This is a genomic window from Agrobacterium salinitolerans (assembly GCF_027498475.1).
Taxonomy (GTDB): domain Bacteria; phylum Pseudomonadota; class Alphaproteobacteria; order Rhizobiales; family Rhizobiaceae; genus Agrobacterium; species Agrobacterium salinitolerans.
Window position 1 is genome coordinate 322,588 of record NZ_JAPZLN010000001.1, and the last position, 15,475, is coordinate 338,062.

Below are 15,475 nucleotides of genomic sequence, written 5' to 3' on the forward strand. Positions count from 1 at the left end.
GTCAGCATCATCAGGTTCATCGCGAACCTTGAGGGATCGGAGGCGTCGGAAACCCGCCGTAGGCTCCCATTCCAGAGAGAAAACCGCCGCCGCATATGACACTTGCAACCATTCTTCCATTCATTGTCGCATTGCCCTTCGTCGGCGCGCTCCTGACGGCTTTCATGCCGCGTGAGGGTGCGGCCGCCGGTCCCGCCGCCGTCGCGGGCGCAGTCGCCCTTTTCGGCCTTGTCAGCAGCATCTTTCTTTATACAAGCGTCAGCGGTGGCGCGGTCCTTAAATATGATGTGGAATGGTTGCCCCAGCTCGGCCTGAACTTTACCCTGCGGCTGGACGGATTTGCCTGGATTTTCACGATGCTGATTACCGGCATCGGCCTGCTGGTGGTGCTCTACGCCCGCTATTACATGTCGGCCGAAGACCCGATCCCGCGCTTCTTTGCCTTCCTGCTCGCGTTCATGGGTTCGATGATTGGCGTGGTGCTCTCCGGCAACGTCATCCTGCTGTCGATCTTCTGGGAAATGACCAGCATCTTTTCGTTCCTGCTCATCGGATACTGGCATCAGAACGCCGGCGCACGCGACGGCGCGCGCATGGCGCTGACCGTGACCGGGATCGGCGGCTTCAGCCTGCTGGCCGGTTTGCTGATCCTCGGGCACATGGCGGGAAGCTATGACCTCGACAAGATCATCGAGGCAGGGGCCACCATCCGCGCCCATTCTCTCTATCTACCGGCGCTTATCCTTATCCTCGGCGGTGCGCTGACCAAGAGCGCACAGTTTCCGTTCCATTTCTGGCTGCCCAACGCCATGGCGGCGCCCACACCCGTTTCCGCCTATCTGCATTCGGCCACCATGGTGAAGGCCGGAGTTTTCCTGCTGGCGCGGTTCTGGCCGGTGCTGGCGGGCACGCCGGAATGGTTCTGGCTGGTGGGTGCGGCCGGCATCATAACCCTGCTGCTCGGCGCCTATTTTGCCATGTTCCAGCAGGATCTGAAGGGGCTGCTGGCCTATTCCACCATCAGCCACCTCGGCCTCATCACCACGCTGCTCAGCCTCGGCAGCCCGCTTGCGGCGGTTGCCGCCATCTTCCACATGGTCAACCACGCCACCTTCAAGGCCTCGCTCTTCATGGCGGCCGGCATCATCGACCATGAAACCGGCACCCGCGACATGCGGCGCTTAAGCGGGCTTTACACCTATATGCCGGCGACCGCGACGCTCGCCATGGCGGCGAGCGCGGCCATGGCTGGCGTGCCGCTGTTCAACGGCTTCCTTTCCAAGGAAATGTTCTTTGCCGAAGCCGTCGAAACCCATGCCGACTCGCTCCTGGATCGGGCGCTGCCCTATGTCGCGACGCTGTCGGGCGCATTCGCCGTCGCCTATTCGCTGCGCTTCATCCACACGGTCTTCTTCGGCCCCAAGCCCGTCGATCTGCCGAACCCGCATCCGCACGAGCCGCCGCGCTGGATGCGCTTCCCCATTGAATTCCTCGTCTTTGCCTGCCTGATCGTCGGCATCGTACCGAGCCTCTCCATCGGCCCGTTCCTGCATTCGGCCGTGCTTTCCGTTCTCGGCGCGCAAACGCCGGTCTACAGCCTGTCGATCTGGCACGGTTTCAACCTGCCGCTGATCATGAGTATCGCGGCGCTGATCGGCGGCGTCACGATCTATGCCCTGCTCGGCGGTTATTTCTCGCGCTGCGACGACGGCCCGCCGGTCTTCCGGCATTTGCGGGGACAGCGCATCTTCGAGCGCATTCTCGTCACCGTATCCTGGAAATGGGCGCGGTGGCTGGAAAGCACGCTCGGCACGCGGCGTCTGCAGCCGCAGCTGAGGCTCCTCATCCTCGTGGCGCTTCTTGCCGGTTTCTCGCCGCTCTTCCTTTCGGAATTCTCTCTCTCGCTGCCGCGCGTCACGACATTCGATCCGATCTTCGCCATTCTCTGGCTGATCGGCATGATCGCGGCCATGGGTGCGGCCTGGCAGGCGAAATATCATCGCCTCGCCGCGCTTGTCATGCTGGGCGTCTCGGGACTTGTCACTTGCCTCACCTTCGTCTGGCTTTCCGCGCCGGATCTCGCCATCACCCAGCTGCTGGTGGAAATCGTCACCACGGTTCTCATCCTGCTCGGTCTCAGATGGCTGCCGAAACGCTTCGAGAAAGTCGACAGCAGCAACGAGTTCCCTGCGCAGCTTCGCCGCGCCCGTGACTTCCTGCTGGCGGCCGCAAGCGGCATCGGCATGTCCGTCATCGCCTATGCCGTGATGACGTTGCCCGTGCCGAACGCGATTGCGACCTATTTCCTAGAACGCGCCTATACCGAAGGCGGCGGCACCAATGTCGTCAACGTCATTCTGGTCGATTTCCGCGGCTTCGATACCTTCGGTGAAATCGCGGTTCTGGCCATCGTCGCGCTCACCGTCTTTGCGCTGCTTCGCCGTTTCCGCCCCGCCCATGAAAGTGTCGGAGTGCCGGAACAGCAGCAGATGCAGAACGCCTTCGATGCCGAGCGGCCGGACCGCAGCAAGGGCGATACGGTGCGCGACTATCTCTATGTGCCGTCCATCGTGATGCAGTGGATGTTCCCGGTCATCATCACCTTCTCGATCTTCCTTTTCATGCGCGGGCACGACCTGCCGGGCGGCGGCTTTGCGGCCGGCATCACCATGGCCATCGGCTTCCTGCTGCAATATCTCGCCGGCGGCGCACGCTGGGCAGAGGACCGCATCCGCATCCTGCCGCTGCGCTGGATGGGTTTCGGCCTTTTGATGGCGGCGGCGACGGGTATCGGCTCATGGTATTTCGGCTACCCGTTCCTGACCTCCTATTTCCAGTACACGGAGATACCCTATATCGGCAAAATGCCGACCGCTTCCGCCCTGCTGTTCGATCTCGGCGTGTTCTCGCTGGTCGTCGGCTCCGTTGTTCTTATCCTGATAGCACTGGCACACCAATCGTTGCGCAACTACCGCGTTCGCACGCCTGAAGCCGCAAGAGCGGAGGACGTGTAATGGAACTCATTCTCGCCATCGGCATCGGCATCATGACCGGCTCCGGCGTTTGGCTGGTGCTGCGCCCGCGCACCTATCAGGTCATCGTCGGGCTTTCGCTGCTGTCTTACGCTGTCAATCTCTTCATCTTCGGCGTCGGCGGCATCAAGACCAACGCGCCGCCGGTGCTGGTCAACGGTGTCGACAGCTCCACGCTGGCCGACCCCGTGCCGCAGGCTCTGGTGCTGACGGCCATCGTCATCGGTTTCGCCACCACCGCATTGTTCCTCGTCGTACTGCTTGCCGCCCGCGGCCTCACCGGCACCGACCATGTGGACGGGAGGGAGACGAAATGATGTCTTTCCCCTTCCACATCGTCATAGCGCCCATCCTGCTGCCGCTGATTACCGCGGCCCTTCTGCTGTTCTTCGACGAGCGCCAGCGCGTGGCGAAGGCCGCCATCAGCCTCACCTCTACCGTGCTGTTGCTGGTGGTCGCCATATTGCTGTTCCGCGAGGTGAACTCGACGGTCAATACAGAGATCGCCGCCGTGGTTTCGAGCGGCGTCTATCTGCTCGGCAACTGGCCGGCGCCCTTCGGCATCGTGCTCGTCGCCGACCGTCTTTCAGGCCTGATGGTGTTGCTGACGGCGCTGCTTGCCATTCCCTCCTTGGTCTATTCGATGGCGAAGTGGCACAGGTCGGGCGCGCATTTCCATTCGCTGTTCCAGATGATGCTGATGGGTGTCAACGGCGCGTTCCTGACCGGGGACCTGTTCAATCTCTTCGTGTTCTTCGAAGTGATGCTGGCGGCTTCCTATGGCCTGCTGCTGCATGGTTCCGGCCAGCAGCGCGTGAAGGCAGGGTTGCATTACATCGCCATCAACCTTGTCGCCGCGCTGTTCTTCCTGATCGGCGTCAGCCTCATCTATGGCGTGACAGGCACACTGAACATGGGCGACCTCGCCCATCGTATCGAGGGCCTCAACCCCGATCAGCGTATGCTCTTGGAAACCGGCTCTGCCGTCCTCGGCATCGCCTTTCTGGTCAAGGCCGGCATGTGGCCGTTGAATTTCTGGCTGCCCTCCGCCTATGGTGCGGCGTCGGCCCCGGTGGGCGGGCTCTTCGCCATCATGAGCAAGGTCGGGATTTATGTCATAGCCCGCCTGTCCTTTCTGCTCTTCGGGCAGACGGCGGGAGAATCTGCAGGCTTCGGCCATGATGCCCTGCTTGTCGGCGGCATCGCAACCATCATCTTCGGGGCCATCGGGGTTCTGGCATCGCAGGCCCTCGGGCGGCTGGCTGGTTTTTCGGTTCTGGTGTCGTCGGGAACGCTTCTCGCCGCCATGGGCACCGGCAATCCGACGGTTGCGGCCGGTGCGCTCTATTACATGGTCAGCTCCACCCTCACCATCAGCGCCTTCTTCATGCTGATCGAACTCGTCGAGCGCGGACAGGATGCGGGCGCAAACGTTCTGGCCGTGACCATGGAGGCCTATGGCGAGGGCGAGGAAGAAGAGGAGGAAGAAGAAGTCGGGGTGACCATGCCCGCCACCATGGCGGTGCTCGGCGCCTGTTTTGCGGCCTGCGGTATTCTTCTGGCCGGCCTGCCGCCGCTTTCGGGCTTCATCGCCAAATTCTCGATGCTGACCGCCATTCTCAACCCTTCGGGCCTTGGCGCCAATGACAGCGTCTCAACGCTGTCCTGGTGGCTGGTCTTCCTGATCGTCTTTGCCGGTTTCGCCTCGCTGATTTCGATGACCCGCGCCGGCATCCGCACCTTCTGGGCCTCCATCGAAGGCACCGTGCCACGCGTGCTCGTCATCGAAATCGCCCCCGTGATGCTGCTGCTCGGGCTGACACTTGCCATGACCGTGCAGGCGGGACCGGTGATGCGATACATGCAGGAGACGGCGCGTATTCTCGACCTGCCGGCGAGTTATATTCAGGGCGTGATTTCCGCACCGCGAGCGGGTACCAATCCGGAGGCCGAACCATGATGAGCCGTCTCCTGCCCTACCCGCTGCTGACGATCTCGCTGATTTTCTTCTGGCTGACGATCAACAGCTTTTCGCCGGGGCATTTGCTGCTTGGCACCGGTGTCGCGCTCATCGCCTCCTGGGCGATGGCGTCGCTCAGGCCCGCCAAGCCGCGCATCCGCAACTGGCACAAGCTCGCGATGCTGATCCTGATCGTGCTTTACGATATCATCAGGTCCAATATCTCAGTCGTGAAGATCATCCTGTTCAAGCGCGAAAGGGACCGCAAATCCGGCTTCCTGGCGGTGCCGCTCGATATTCGCGACCCGATGGCGCTGGCCGTTCTGGCGACAATCCTCACCTCGACGCCCGGAAGCGCATGGCTCGAATATAATTCCAGCCAAGGCACGCTTCTGCTTCACGTTCTCGACGATGTGGATGAGGCGGCCTGGATAAGCCTCATCAAGAACCGATATGAAAAACTGCTGATGGAGATATTCGAATGAGTTCGATTATTCTTTTCTGGTCCTTTTCGCTGGCGCAGCTGATGCTCGCCATCGCCATGGCGATCTCCGTCTATCGTATCGCCATCGGCCCGCGCGCGCAGGACCGCGTGCTGGGCATGGATACGCTCTATGTCAACGCCATGCTGCTTCTCCTGACCTTCGGCCTGCGCACCGGCAATGACATCTACTTCGAGGCATCGCTGCTGATCGCCATCCTCGGCTTCGTCTCAACCGTCGCCCTTTCCAAATTCCTGATGCGCGGCGAGGTGATCGAATGAGCGAGGCACACGAATTCCCGCTCTGGGCGGCCATTGCCGTGGCCTTCTTCGTGCTGCTCGGCGCCTCGCTGACGCTGATCGGCACCATCGGCTTTGCCAGACTGAACAGCTTCTATGAGCGTCTGCATGCGCCCACGCTCGGCACCAGCTGGGGCACCGGCGGCATTGTCATGGCCTCGATCATCTATTTCTCCGTCTCCGGCGACCGCTTCGCCTTCCACGAAATCTTCATCGGCATTTTTATGACGGTGACGACCCCGGTTTCCCTGATGCTGCTGGGGCGCGCTGCGCTTTATCGCGACCGGGCAGAACAGAATTCGGATAATCGGGAGCATCTTTAGAGCGCCGGGCTACTTTGCCCGGCTGTTCGCCACTGCCTCTATTGCGATGGCCATGACTTCCAGATCGCTTTCCGGCAGTGCATTTGCTGCCGAAGCGATCTTTGCTTTCAGCAGATCATGGCCAGTCAGCGCGGCTGTTTTCTTCTCAAAATCAAGCAATGCGTTCGGAGTGCTATCCAGAACGGTGGCTATCCGAACGAGTGTCGCCAGATCGGGCTCCCTTCGGCCCATGATGTAATTGCCGTAACGACGCTCCGTAAGTCCCGCTCGGCGGGCAACTTCCGCATTGGAGAGACCAAGCTCCTTCGCGCGCCTTTTCAGATTTGCTGCAAATGATTCCATAGGAACAGATTGTTCCTGACAGAAACCACGGGTCTATGTACATTATGGCGTTAACGATCACGTCATTATAGGTAGGCCATGCCGCTCAGCGCCGATTATCTCTATCTCATCGCGGGCTGCAGTTTCGTCCTGGCGGCTTACCTCTGGCTCGAATGGCAGACCCGCATTCGACCCCTGCTCTTACCAAGCTCGGAGATTAAACGCCTTGCCGATGACCTGATTGAACGACATGGCGAGCGCGCGGAGGAATTCGCCGCAATGGAAGAAGACCGGGCATGGCGCTATTCGCGAAGCTTCGAGCAGGGCAAATGGCGGCGTGTGCGCAGAGAACTTGAGCGCCGCGACAATATCCCGTAGCAGGATAATTCAGGGTCGACCCTTGACACTGCGATTTTTGAGATTTTTCGGCACATGACAAAGTCTACGCATACACCCGAGTATCGGCTTCTTGTTGAGATACTGACCGACACGCGGCGAAAAGCAGGGTTAACCCAGCAGCAAATCGCAGATCGGCTGGGTAAGCCACAGTCCTATGTCGCAAAGGCCGAAGGGGCTGAAAGACGCATAGATGTCGTTGAGTTTGCAAAACTGTCGGCGGCGATGGATCAAGACCCGATACAGCTTCTCAGCCTTTTACTCGAGCGAATAAAAGAACAATGCTCTCCTCTCTGATCAAGACTGTTTCGAAGCAATAACTTTGCGAAAAGTGAGGGAAATTCGTCGCTTCGGGCTGTCCTAACTCCATTCACGATATCCGATTTTCGAGCCGGAATTTCATGGGTCCACCCGTAGCGGCCAGCGTCTCTCAGCAAGACGCCGGAGCGAGGTTGAAGCAAGACGCCGCATATGGCTGGTCCACGCAATTCGCGGAAAACCATCTCGCAGGCAGATAGAAGGCTTAGCGATACGATCCCATCGTCAAAACAGGGCACACAATCGACATGCGCGCTGATGCCCTGCCCGGGAAGATATTCGTTCGCGATAACCTGATCGGGCAAATCCCGGCAATAACCTGTGGTAACCAACCGCTCCGCGAACACGCCAAGCCATGGCGGCAACGGCCCGATATACGCATCCGCGGTAACAGCGCGCGCTTTATAGTCGTACCGATAACCGAAATGCTGCACGCGGCGTTTCAACTCCGTGCTCCACACACCCGCATCCAGTTTGTCGGCGACGGCGATCTCCTCCTCTGGAGAGAGAAAGCCGTCAAAATAGACAATGCCGGGAGGTAGAAGAGGTGGGCTTGTGACACGATCCATTTGCGGGCTGCTCTCCAACTGCCTGCAACAAACAGGGTTGGCCTATGGTTACACCGGGCCTATCAAAAGCATATGATGGCGGGAGCTACTCATCGAAATTTGCCTGCAAATGGACAAGCCGTCCATGCGCACAATCCATCAACAATGCAATTGGAGATAAATGGTGCCCGGAGGCGGATTTGAACCACCGACACGCGGATTTTCAATTGACTGAATCCACAATAAACATTTGATTACATTGTAATCTTACGGGTACGCGCTAGATCTGCGCTACTTTCACTAGGGCAATACGCTGGAACACTTTTTTACAGATTTTCATCTGCCCATTGTTTAGCTTCAATCCTATCTGTCACCGAAACCTTCTTAAAAACTTCCTGTAGTCGTTTTTTAACTGCCGCCTCCGTCGTTCCGAGTTCATAAGCTAGCTCTGCGTTTGTCTTATGCGGCCGAAGCTTTACCAAAACCTCTGCCTGTCTAAGAGTTAACCCACTCGGTAATACCGGCTGCTTACCCCTTCCGATAACAGTATGTGACTTTTGTTTTAAGATATTTTCAGCCTCAAAAGCCAAACTCTGCATCTGTGGACTATCCGGGAATTGGACTGACATGCCCTTTATCCCAAAGAGAAATGCCACCTCTTTCCGAGTTAAACGTGCGGCATCACGCAATCGATGAAGCTTTGAGCGCGTTGTCTTGCGCCAATCTCTGGAAGGCTGGAGTTTTTCATTAATCACTACTCCAGTTACCTCCATCCGCCCCCCTCTTCCGGAAAAGCGGGTCTTCGCGGGCTTAAGCGCGAACCCGGCGCGATTAACAGCCTCATACACCTGATCAAGGAATGTATCTTCAATCTTAGTCATAGAGCTGAATGTCAAATCATCAGCATACCGGGAATACTTATACCACTCTGCCTCCGCAATCCTCGACAGATCGCTATCAAGATCTCGCAAAACGAGATTTGCTATTGCAGGGCTCGTTGGTGCGCCTTGAGGGAGGCGGTCATGTAAGCAGCAGAGCTCAGACAACACAGTGGCAACCTCCTCGTTAAATCCTAATGTAGAAAAAATCGCGCGCACCCGCTCAATCGAAATCGAGGGGAAAAAATCCTGAATATCTACATTTAATAGATGCTGAGCCCCCAAGTGATACTGGGCATTCTGGATAGCGCTTCTCCCCGGAACAAAGCCGAATATATTTGAATTAAAAACCACTTTGTTCAATATATTATCAAGTATCCACCACTGAACAACTTTCAAGTAAGTCCGAGGAGTGTCAATATTGCGCAGACTACCATCACTTTTTTTCATACAAAATGAACGATAGTGCTTACTTTGATTTCTTCTTATAGAATATATAGTTTTCGGGCTTATACCCAAAAAGATTGCGATGGTTCCCGCACGTAAAAGTGGAGGCATGTTCAAGTTGCGAAAATGATCTAGATCCGCACTTGATAAGCCATCAACCTCCAACTTGATGATTTCATCTAAGTGTCGAAAATCTGAGGGGAAATAGTAGGAGCGAGTTGGCATCTACAGCAATTTCCAGTCTATATATTCGAGACTGCCTTGAGCACGTGGTCTAAGTCCGAGAGGCGATTTGGCGAAAGCCTTCGGCAAATTGCCTCTCGGACTTAGACCACGAGCCTCTTCAAACCAAACCTGATCACCGGCTCGCCGAAACAGCGAACAAGCTGAAAGCGATACCAACTCGCCCATCACTTGTACCTCTTTCGCTGTGCCTTCATCAAGAACAATCGTCGATTATCAATTGAACGTTCTAAACCAGCACGACGCACTATTAGTTTGGCTTTCGGTGTTAGGAAATAGACCCCTCGGCGTACCGCTACCACAAATTCCGCTAGACGAGCACCTTCATGAGCTTCACGCAGTAACCCCCTCTCCAAAAGCCATCCCGCCAGCTCTGTTCCTAGGAAATCCTTCGCGCTTTCCTCTACATCCTGGATCCGTGCCGGTTGGATGACTGATAATATTGAAAGATACGCGAAAAGAGGATCAACTCGCTTCATGGTGCTACGATCCCTCTTGCTGCCTTCTTTCTCGCTCTTGCGATGATGTGTTTTTGAACGGCTATCCAGCAATCTTCATAATTCGCATAATCGATAAACTGAACATCCGCATGATTATTTTGGGCATGTTTGATAGGACCACTGTTCATGTAATTCTTGTGATCGCGATACTTCGCATCCACAATAATAAGCATTTTTATGCAGATATCCTCAAGATGCGAGAATGCACCAAGTTCTAAAAACGACCCCGGACTACTAGGCAGCATTATGATCGCATCTGTATCCACGGATCGCGCATGACTGATTTCAGCTAGCGCCGCATTGTTATGATCGCCCAGCAACGGATCAGCAGCATCAATTAGCTTTTCATACTCTCCAAGCGTTACTATCCAGCCTTCTGCCTCTAAAGCGTGGTACAACTTGTATCGCAGCACAGCGGCCTTGTTTGTGGAATTCCGTCTTGGTGGCTTGGCCGTTTCAATATATGGACCGGCTAGAAAAACGACGCGTTGCAATCCGGCAGCGCGCGCCGCATTACGGAATTTTTCCTGATCTAATATTCTAGTCGTATTGACGGGAGGGGAATTGCCGATCACGCGCACCTATCCGTTTCTCAACCGCATCAACCAGCTCTTGACCGTCCAAAAGAACACTTTCAATACCATTACTGTCCTAAAGATTTACGATTTTACCGTCAGCGATAAACTGCCTACCCGGCTAAAGCCTCTTTGGAAACATCCCATAACTTTCAGATCACAAAAACCGTAATTTGACCGCGTCTGCATGGATATTCGACCTCAACCTATAGATGCTTGTCAATGCGAAGGAAATGGTCGCCGACAAAATCGCTGTGGGCTTTTTTTATAATGTCAGCAAAGAAGTACTCTGCCTCTATGTTTTGATCGTAATCTGGCGTCTCACTCTTTCTGGAGAGCTCAAAAGCGATATATCATAAAACGCACATTTGCTGAATGTTCTGGCGCGAAATCGCCCGCAGCTGCTGCTCAGTTTTCACAAATATCAAAAGTTGCGCTTCCCACAAGTTACGGGAAACCCTCCCTCATTATTCGAAGCACGAATGCCACATGAAAGGGACGAACGTGGGAGCCACAGAGACAAGATCATATCGATCTCCTTCGCACGTACGGCGCGTCTCGATAGCAAACGATCCGGTATTTGAGCGCTTCAACTGCATTGCCTATTTCTTCGCGGCCTCAAAATCGGTGGCGGCTCGCACTTGTTGGGGTCGTTGTGGGAGAGTTTTCCGTCGGGTGAGCTGGCACTAATGCCGGGCTGGCTTTCAGGCTGTTGGAAGCACAAAGCCACTCGGACAAGCTCCGCGTCTTCGCAACACTCGTTCTGCTCGCCGTCTTGGGAGTGATCATTTTCGCGGCCGGCTCGTTTCTTTCATGGCTTGCCCTTCATCACTGGCATGAAAGCGAGGCTACGGGGCAAAACTGACGCTTATTCCAGCAAAACTGAGTGGATTACCTGATTACGCAAGTGGAGATTGCCTAGAAGACGAGATATCTTCGCTATATGACGGAACTGTATATCAATCGACGCCTAAAGGTCGGGGACGATTATTTTTCGGAAAGCGAAGTTCTCGCACGTGGCACAGTCTTTGTCGTCCTTGCAGAACCCGGCGCCGGGAAGACGCAATTACTCATTGAATTTGGGCGGCTACTCGGCGCAGCGCCTATTCGCGGCAGCAGGTTTCGCCATCAAACTCAAAATCTTGTCCACCGCTCGCTGATCGTAGACGCACTCGATGAGGTTGCGAAGGTCGACCAGTCGGCCGTCGACAACATAATTGTCAAAGCGCGCGAAACCTCCACTGGGACTGTTGTGTTCGCCAGTCGTTCAAGCGAATGGCAAGATGCGCGCACACGGTTGCTTCGGGACTGTTTTGGAGCAGATCCTGTCGTTGTCCGTATCGAGCCTTTAGCTATTGAAGAACAAAGAGGCCTATTCACAGCATATCTTCCGACCGAGAACTTCGATGCCTTTGTGGAAGAAGCCAATCGCTTCGAGCTGTCACCACTTCTTGGTAATCCGCAATTCCTCCAACTGTTCGGAGATGCATTTGTACAAAGCGGCCGGAAATTCACCACCAAGGCGCAAATCTTCCGAGATGCTGTTCTCCGTCTTGCCATCGAGGCTGGCGATGCGGTTCCAGGCATTCAACGCCCCGCGACAGGAGAAATTGTCGATGCCGCATCCGAGGCCATGGCAAAGATACTACTATCGGGCGCTTCCGGCATCTCTGTTAAAGAGTTTCCTGACGATATAGATTACCCCTATCTAAGGTCTCTCGGGCTGGCCGACGCAAGCGCTGCTATTAACGCCTTGGATACACGATTATTCAAGCCAGCGTCGGAACCAGACCGCCATGAGCCGGTGCATAGAATTGTCGCCGAATACTGTGCAGCGCAGTACATCGTTGGCCGGATAACGGATAAGGTTCACTCACTGTCGCTCAAACGCGTCCTCTCTGTAGTCGCCCCCAACGGTGCAGTTCGAGATGAGTTACGCGGATTATTGGGTTGGATGGCATCGGTTGGGACAGAGCGGATACAGCGGGCGGCCATTGAGCTTGACGCTTATGCGATTTTGGCCAACGGCGACCCTTCACAGCTCACTAGTAAATCGAAGAAACTTCTTCTTCAGCAGCTTGCCGATATTGCGGAGAAAAACCCCGGCTTTCGACGGGGTGACTACTGGCGACGTTTTAGCGTTGGCGGCTTCATCACGATAGATCTCGTCGATGACATCAGGAGCATGTTACGTTCCACGGCACTCACTTCGCCTCTGCTCGACTTGGTTCTCGAACTTATCAGCAATTCGGGAGGGCCAGCGTCGCTGCTCAATGATGTGCGTGCGATCATGCTTGACGCAAAAGCAGACCGACATGCGAGAACTCTTGGTGCACGGGCGGCCCTTAAGCTTGGAATGGTTCCAGCCGATGGCGATTGCGAAACCCTCATTCGAGAAGGTAGCGTCGTATCGTTGCGGCTAGCAGCGGATCTAATATCAGACGCCGGAGTTAAAAAATTTCCACCGGAAACCGTCGACATCCTGTTGCAAGGGTTCATCGACATGTCTCCACCACGGCATGCTTATCGCGATGACGATGACTACATGGCTGAGCATTATTTGAAGCATATTATCAGCCAAATATCCGTAGAAAGGTCCGTAGAAATCCTCGATCGTCTGACGACGGGACTGAAATGTACTTGTGAAAATCCAGAATATGATTGTCATTGTCGCCATGGCGTGAGCAAGATCGTCGGAAGATTTCTTGACCACTACTTTGAAAAGGCAACGACATCCCATGATCCCGATCGCGTATGGGGATGGGTCCGGAACCTTTGGTATGAGCATGGCGGCAACGCAGAGAAAAGCGCGTCGATCAAAGCTTTGTTCGAAGACAATGAGCTGAGACACCAGCTCCATCGTCGAGCCTTTGAAGGTGCCGTTGATCCAGAAACAGCTTGGGGAGTCCATTGGCATATCAATGGCGGCCATAGCCATTCTGGTCTCGCCTACTGTGAAGGCGATCAGATGCGGATGGCAGAACATGCATTTACGACCGAAAACCCAGGCCTTTGGAGTGCATTTTGGGCGAGACCTAAGAATCAGAAGGAAACACGAGGGCCTGATCCATATCGCCGACGCCTTCGCGAACAAGCCGCGCAAAACCCAGACTTTCTAAAGAGATGGGTACTTCTTGAGCGGAATTTCCGAGTGATGCGCCTTGAGCAGCAGCGGCAGTGGGAGCGCCGGCAGCGGCGATGGGGACGGCGCAGGCAAGAGCAAGCGGAGAATGATCGCACGCATCTGCGTGAAAATTTAGAAGCGGTTAGAAATGGTGAACACTGGGGATGGGTGCGCACGCTTGCCCGCACCTTCCTGTTCGAGCCAGAACACCTTTCAAAATACACCGACGACATCAGTTTAGTTGAGGACGCACTTCGAAACTGCTTGCAGCATATTGAAGAACATATCCCAACGCTTGAGCAAATGGCCGAAAGCAGTTTCTCTTCTTCAGTCGCATATGTTGCGTTTCTTTCATGCTGGTTCCACTTCAAGGAGCGTGGCAGCCTTGCGCAATTTGGTTCGGCTATTTTGAGTGCTGCGAAAGTCGAGAGTGGAAAATATTCTTCGATGTCCGCGGATGACTATGAAGCGTTCGAGCGTGAACTCGACAACCAGTTGTTTAGGGAAACTGATAGCGCAGAGCGATTTGTACGAGCCCTCATCGAGCCGGGATTGTTAGGCCCCAGAGACGGCCATACCCGTGTATGGCATCTAGCCAACAAGACGGCGTTCGCTCATCTGCGCGGTAGCTTGTCGATGGAGTGGCTTCGAGCGCATCCTATGATGCCAGTATTGGCCCGGGACACCCTATTCAATCTCGCCGCAACCCACGCAAATCGCGGAGATCTTCTCGAATTGATCGAAGAGCGTACGAAGCAAGGCATATGCGGACCAGAATTGGAAGCCGCAACGGAGGCTGAACATCGAAGCCTCGACCAGCGCTTTTGGGAGCTTCGTAAGTTCTTCTTTGCACAGTCCCACGATGACGGCTGGGTCAATCTCAAGAACGATCCCAATGCAATTTTTTCAATTGATGAGAAGGCCGGGCGCTTTGGGGATAGAGAGGACGGCTGGCCTGCACTAAACGCCGACAAAATTTTCAAGATCGTGGACGCATTCGTGGAAAAGTGGCCGCCAGTATATCTTCCAAGCTCGTATGGAACGGGAGATCCACCAAGCGAGCGAGCTTTCAGGTTTTTAACCGACGTGGTCTGGCGCATCGGAACAGATGCGCCAGACAGGTCTCTGCCTGTTCTCGATAAAATGCTTGGCGACAAAAGGTTTTGCAGCTTCGATGAGGCGTTACGCACACAACGTGCAGAGGCCGTGAAAAAGCTAGCACTGTCCGGCTACAATGCCCCTAACCCGGAAGACGTTGTTTCACTGTTTGCCGCAACCGGCATAGCAAGCGTGGAGGATTTGCGGGCTTTAGCAATAGAAGAACTCGCCTTTTTGCAAGAATGGCTGCGTATGGCAGAAACAGATCCACTAGCAACCTACTATAATGGGGGACGCCATGTGGACGAGAATACAGCCCGAAACAGGGTCGTAGACAGTCTCGCGTCTAGAATGACAGCCATGAATATGCCCATTGCCATCGAACATCATATGGCTGAGGGGAATCGTTGTGACTTTACTGTCTCGGCGGCAGTAGCTGGGCGTCGCCGGTTACTGGTAATCGAGGCAAAGGGACAGTGGCACCCACAGCTGTATTCGGCAGCGTCGGCACAATTGAATGAGCGATACGCGAGCCATCCAGATGCGGAGAAGCAAGGCATTTACCTCGTGTTCTGGTTCGGTACGGAAATCAACGTAGCCGGTCGCCGGCGACACGGAATATCCTCCGCGTCTGAGCTTCAAAACAAAATCTTCGACGCGATGCCCGAAGAATTAAAAGGGCTTATCGATGTGGTCGTCCTAGATTTAAGCCGGGCACAGGGAGCTCCATACCGTCAATCGAGAGCGGCTGTCGTAGCGTAGACCGTGCCTAGCTACAAACCTCATAAAACGCACATTTTCTTAGGTTTCGGCTCAAGCCGCCCCTAGCGCCTTGAACCCGCAGAGCAATTTTCAGTTTGTCGACAGCGCTCGCCCTTTCTGCTCATCGGCAACATAACGAAAGGCATGGAAATCCTGCTTTTCGTGAGGT

Annotated in this window: 13 protein-coding genes; 9 read left to right on the forward strand and 4 right to left on the reverse strand. The window is 55.1% G+C overall.

Annotated features, from left to right (window positions below; genetic code table 11):
* Window positions 1-95 precede the first annotated feature (95 nt).
* Genes O9X91_RS01520 through mnhG form a run of 6 tightly spaced genes read left to right on the forward strand, consistent with a single transcriptional unit; the run spans window position 96 to window position 6,096 of the window.
* Window positions 96-3,014, forward strand: coding sequence for a monovalent cation/H+ antiporter subunit A (locus tag O9X91_RS01520; RefSeq protein ID WP_077985400.1), 2,919 nt, complete (start codon window positions 96-98; stop codon window positions 3,012-3,014).
* Window positions 3,014-3,349: a Na+/H+ antiporter subunit C gene (locus O9X91_RS01525; RefSeq protein ID WP_020810384.1), complete on the forward strand. Its 336-nt coding sequence runs from the start codon at window positions 3,014-3,016 to the stop codon at window positions 3,347-3,349. The genes O9X91_RS01520 and O9X91_RS01525 overlap by 1 nt, the downstream gene beginning before the upstream one ends.
* Window positions 3,346-4,992 carry a monovalent cation/H+ antiporter subunit D gene (locus O9X91_RS01530; RefSeq protein ID WP_269833357.1) on the forward strand — a complete coding sequence of 549 codons (1,647 nt, stop codon included), beginning with the start codon at window positions 3,346-3,348 and terminating at the stop codon, window positions 4,990-4,992. Before O9X91_RS01525 ends, O9X91_RS01530 begins: the two co-directional genes overlap by 4 nt.
* A complete protein-coding gene (locus tag O9X91_RS01535; RefSeq protein ID WP_162520457.1) occupies window positions 4,989-5,477 on the forward strand; it encodes a Na+/H+ antiporter subunit E in 489 nt (162 codons plus the stop codon). The genes O9X91_RS01530 and O9X91_RS01535 overlap by 4 nt, the downstream gene beginning before the upstream one ends.
* On the forward strand, window positions 5,474-5,755 hold the full coding sequence (locus tag O9X91_RS01540; RefSeq protein ID WP_077985397.1) for a K+/H+ antiporter subunit F: 282 nt from the start codon (window positions 5,474-5,476) through the stop codon (window positions 5,753-5,755). The genes O9X91_RS01535 and O9X91_RS01540 overlap by 4 nt, the downstream gene beginning before the upstream one ends.
* On the forward strand, window positions 5,752-6,096 hold the full coding sequence (gene mnhG / locus O9X91_RS01545) for a monovalent cation/H(+) antiporter subunit G (RefSeq protein WP_137409748.1): 345 nt from the start codon (window positions 5,752-5,754) through the stop codon (window positions 6,094-6,096). The genes O9X91_RS01540 and mnhG overlap by 4 nt, the downstream gene beginning before the upstream one ends.
* A gap of 9 nt (window positions 6,097-6,105) precedes the next feature.
* Here the strand turns inward: mnhG and O9X91_RS01550 are convergent, their stop codons facing one another.
* A complete protein-coding gene (locus O9X91_RS01550) occupies window positions 6,106-6,438 on the reverse strand; it encodes a helix-turn-helix domain-containing protein (protein WP_137409747.1) in 333 nt (110 codons plus the stop codon).
* Window positions 6,439-6,516: 78 nt separating this feature from the next.
* Here O9X91_RS01550 and O9X91_RS01555 point away from each other — a divergent pair, with 78 nt between their 5' ends.
* Both O9X91_RS01555 and O9X91_RS01560 read left to right on the forward strand, forming a co-directional pair.
* Window positions 6,517-6,795, forward strand: coding sequence for a hypothetical protein (locus tag O9X91_RS01555; RefSeq protein ID WP_269833358.1), 279 nt, complete (start codon window positions 6,517-6,519; stop codon window positions 6,793-6,795).
* A gap of 54 nt (window positions 6,796-6,849) precedes the next feature.
* Window positions 6,850-7,110 carry a helix-turn-helix domain-containing protein gene (locus O9X91_RS01560; RefSeq protein WP_137409746.1) on the forward strand — a complete coding sequence of 87 codons (261 nt, stop codon included), beginning with the start codon at window positions 6,850-6,852 and terminating at the stop codon, window positions 7,108-7,110.
* On the opposite strand, the gene O9X91_RS01565 is transcribed toward O9X91_RS01560, so the two are convergent.
* The 3 genes from O9X91_RS01565 to O9X91_RS01575 all read right to left on the reverse strand — a co-directional run bounded on the left by O9X91_RS01565 (window position 7,044) and on the right by O9X91_RS01575 (window position 10,322).
* Window positions 7,044-7,700: an alpha-ketoglutarate-dependent dioxygenase AlkB gene (locus O9X91_RS01565; protein WP_269833359.1), complete on the reverse strand. Its 657-nt coding sequence runs from the start codon at window positions 7,698-7,700 to the stop codon at window positions 7,044-7,046. The two genes, O9X91_RS01560 and O9X91_RS01565, sit on opposite strands and share 67 nt — an antisense overlap.
* A 305-nt stretch (window positions 7,701-8,005) precedes the next feature.
* On the reverse strand, window positions 8,006-9,229 hold the full coding sequence (locus tag O9X91_RS01570) for a retron St85 family RNA-directed DNA polymerase (RefSeq protein ID WP_269834268.1): 1,224 nt from the start codon (window positions 9,227-9,229) through the stop codon (window positions 8,006-8,008).
* Window positions 9,230-9,722: 493 nt separating this feature from the next.
* Window positions 9,723-10,322 carry a hypothetical protein gene (locus tag O9X91_RS01575; RefSeq protein ID WP_174030530.1) on the reverse strand — a complete coding sequence of 200 codons (600 nt, stop codon included), beginning with the start codon at window positions 10,320-10,322 and terminating at the stop codon, window positions 9,723-9,725.
* A 943-nt stretch (window positions 10,323-11,265) separates the two neighbouring features.
* On the opposite strand from O9X91_RS01575, the gene O9X91_RS01580 reads away from it, so the two are divergent.
* Window positions 11,266-15,306 carry an NACHT domain-containing protein gene (locus O9X91_RS01580; protein ID WP_269834269.1) on the forward strand — a complete coding sequence of 1,347 codons (4,041 nt, stop codon included), beginning with the start codon at window positions 11,266-11,268 and terminating at the stop codon, window positions 15,304-15,306.
* The last annotated feature ends 169 nt before the right edge of the window (window positions 15,307-15,475 follow it).

Excerpts from the sequence above, each read along its gene's own strand:
- O9X91_RS01560 (WP_137409746.1), top strand. The coding sequence starts at position 6,850 with ATGACAAAGTCTACGCATACACCCGAGTATCGGCTTCTTGTTGAGATA.
- O9X91_RS01580 (WP_269834269.1), top strand. The coding sequence starts at position 11,266 with ATGACGGAACTGTATATCAATCGACGCCTAAAGGTCGGGGACGATTAT.
- O9X91_RS01530 (WP_269833357.1), top strand. The coding sequence starts at position 3,346 with ATGATGTCTTTCCCCTTCCACATCGTCATAGCGCCCATCCTGCTGCCG.
- O9X91_RS01540 (WP_077985397.1), top strand. The coding sequence starts at position 5,474 with ATGAGTTCGATTATTCTTTTCTGGTCCTTTTCGCTGGCGCAGCTGATG.
- O9X91_RS01570 (WP_269834268.1), bottom strand. The coding sequence starts at position 9,229 with ATGCCAACTCGCTCCTACTATTTCCCCTCAGATTTTCGACACTTAGAT.
- O9X91_RS01525 (WP_020810384.1), top strand. The coding sequence starts at position 3,014 with ATGGAACTCATTCTCGCCATCGGCATCGGCATCATGACCGGCTCCGGC.
- O9X91_RS01520 (WP_077985400.1), top strand. The coding sequence starts at position 96 with ATGACACTTGCAACCATTCTTCCATTCATTGTCGCATTGCCCTTCGTC.
- mnhG (WP_137409748.1), top strand. The coding sequence starts at position 5,752 with ATGAGCGAGGCACACGAATTCCCGCTCTGGGCGGCCATTGCCGTGGCC.
- O9X91_RS01565 (WP_269833359.1), bottom strand. The coding sequence starts at position 7,700 with ATGGATCGTGTCACAAGCCCACCTCTTCTACCTCCCGGCATTGTCTAT.
- O9X91_RS01550 (WP_137409747.1), bottom strand. The coding sequence starts at position 6,438 with ATGGAATCATTTGCAGCAAATCTGAAAAGGCGCGCGAAGGAGCTTGGT.
- O9X91_RS01535 (WP_162520457.1), top strand. The coding sequence starts at position 4,989 with ATGATGAGCCGTCTCCTGCCCTACCCGCTGCTGACGATCTCGCTGATT.
- O9X91_RS01555 (WP_269833358.1), top strand. The coding sequence starts at position 6,517 with ATGCCGCTCAGCGCCGATTATCTCTATCTCATCGCGGGCTGCAGTTTC.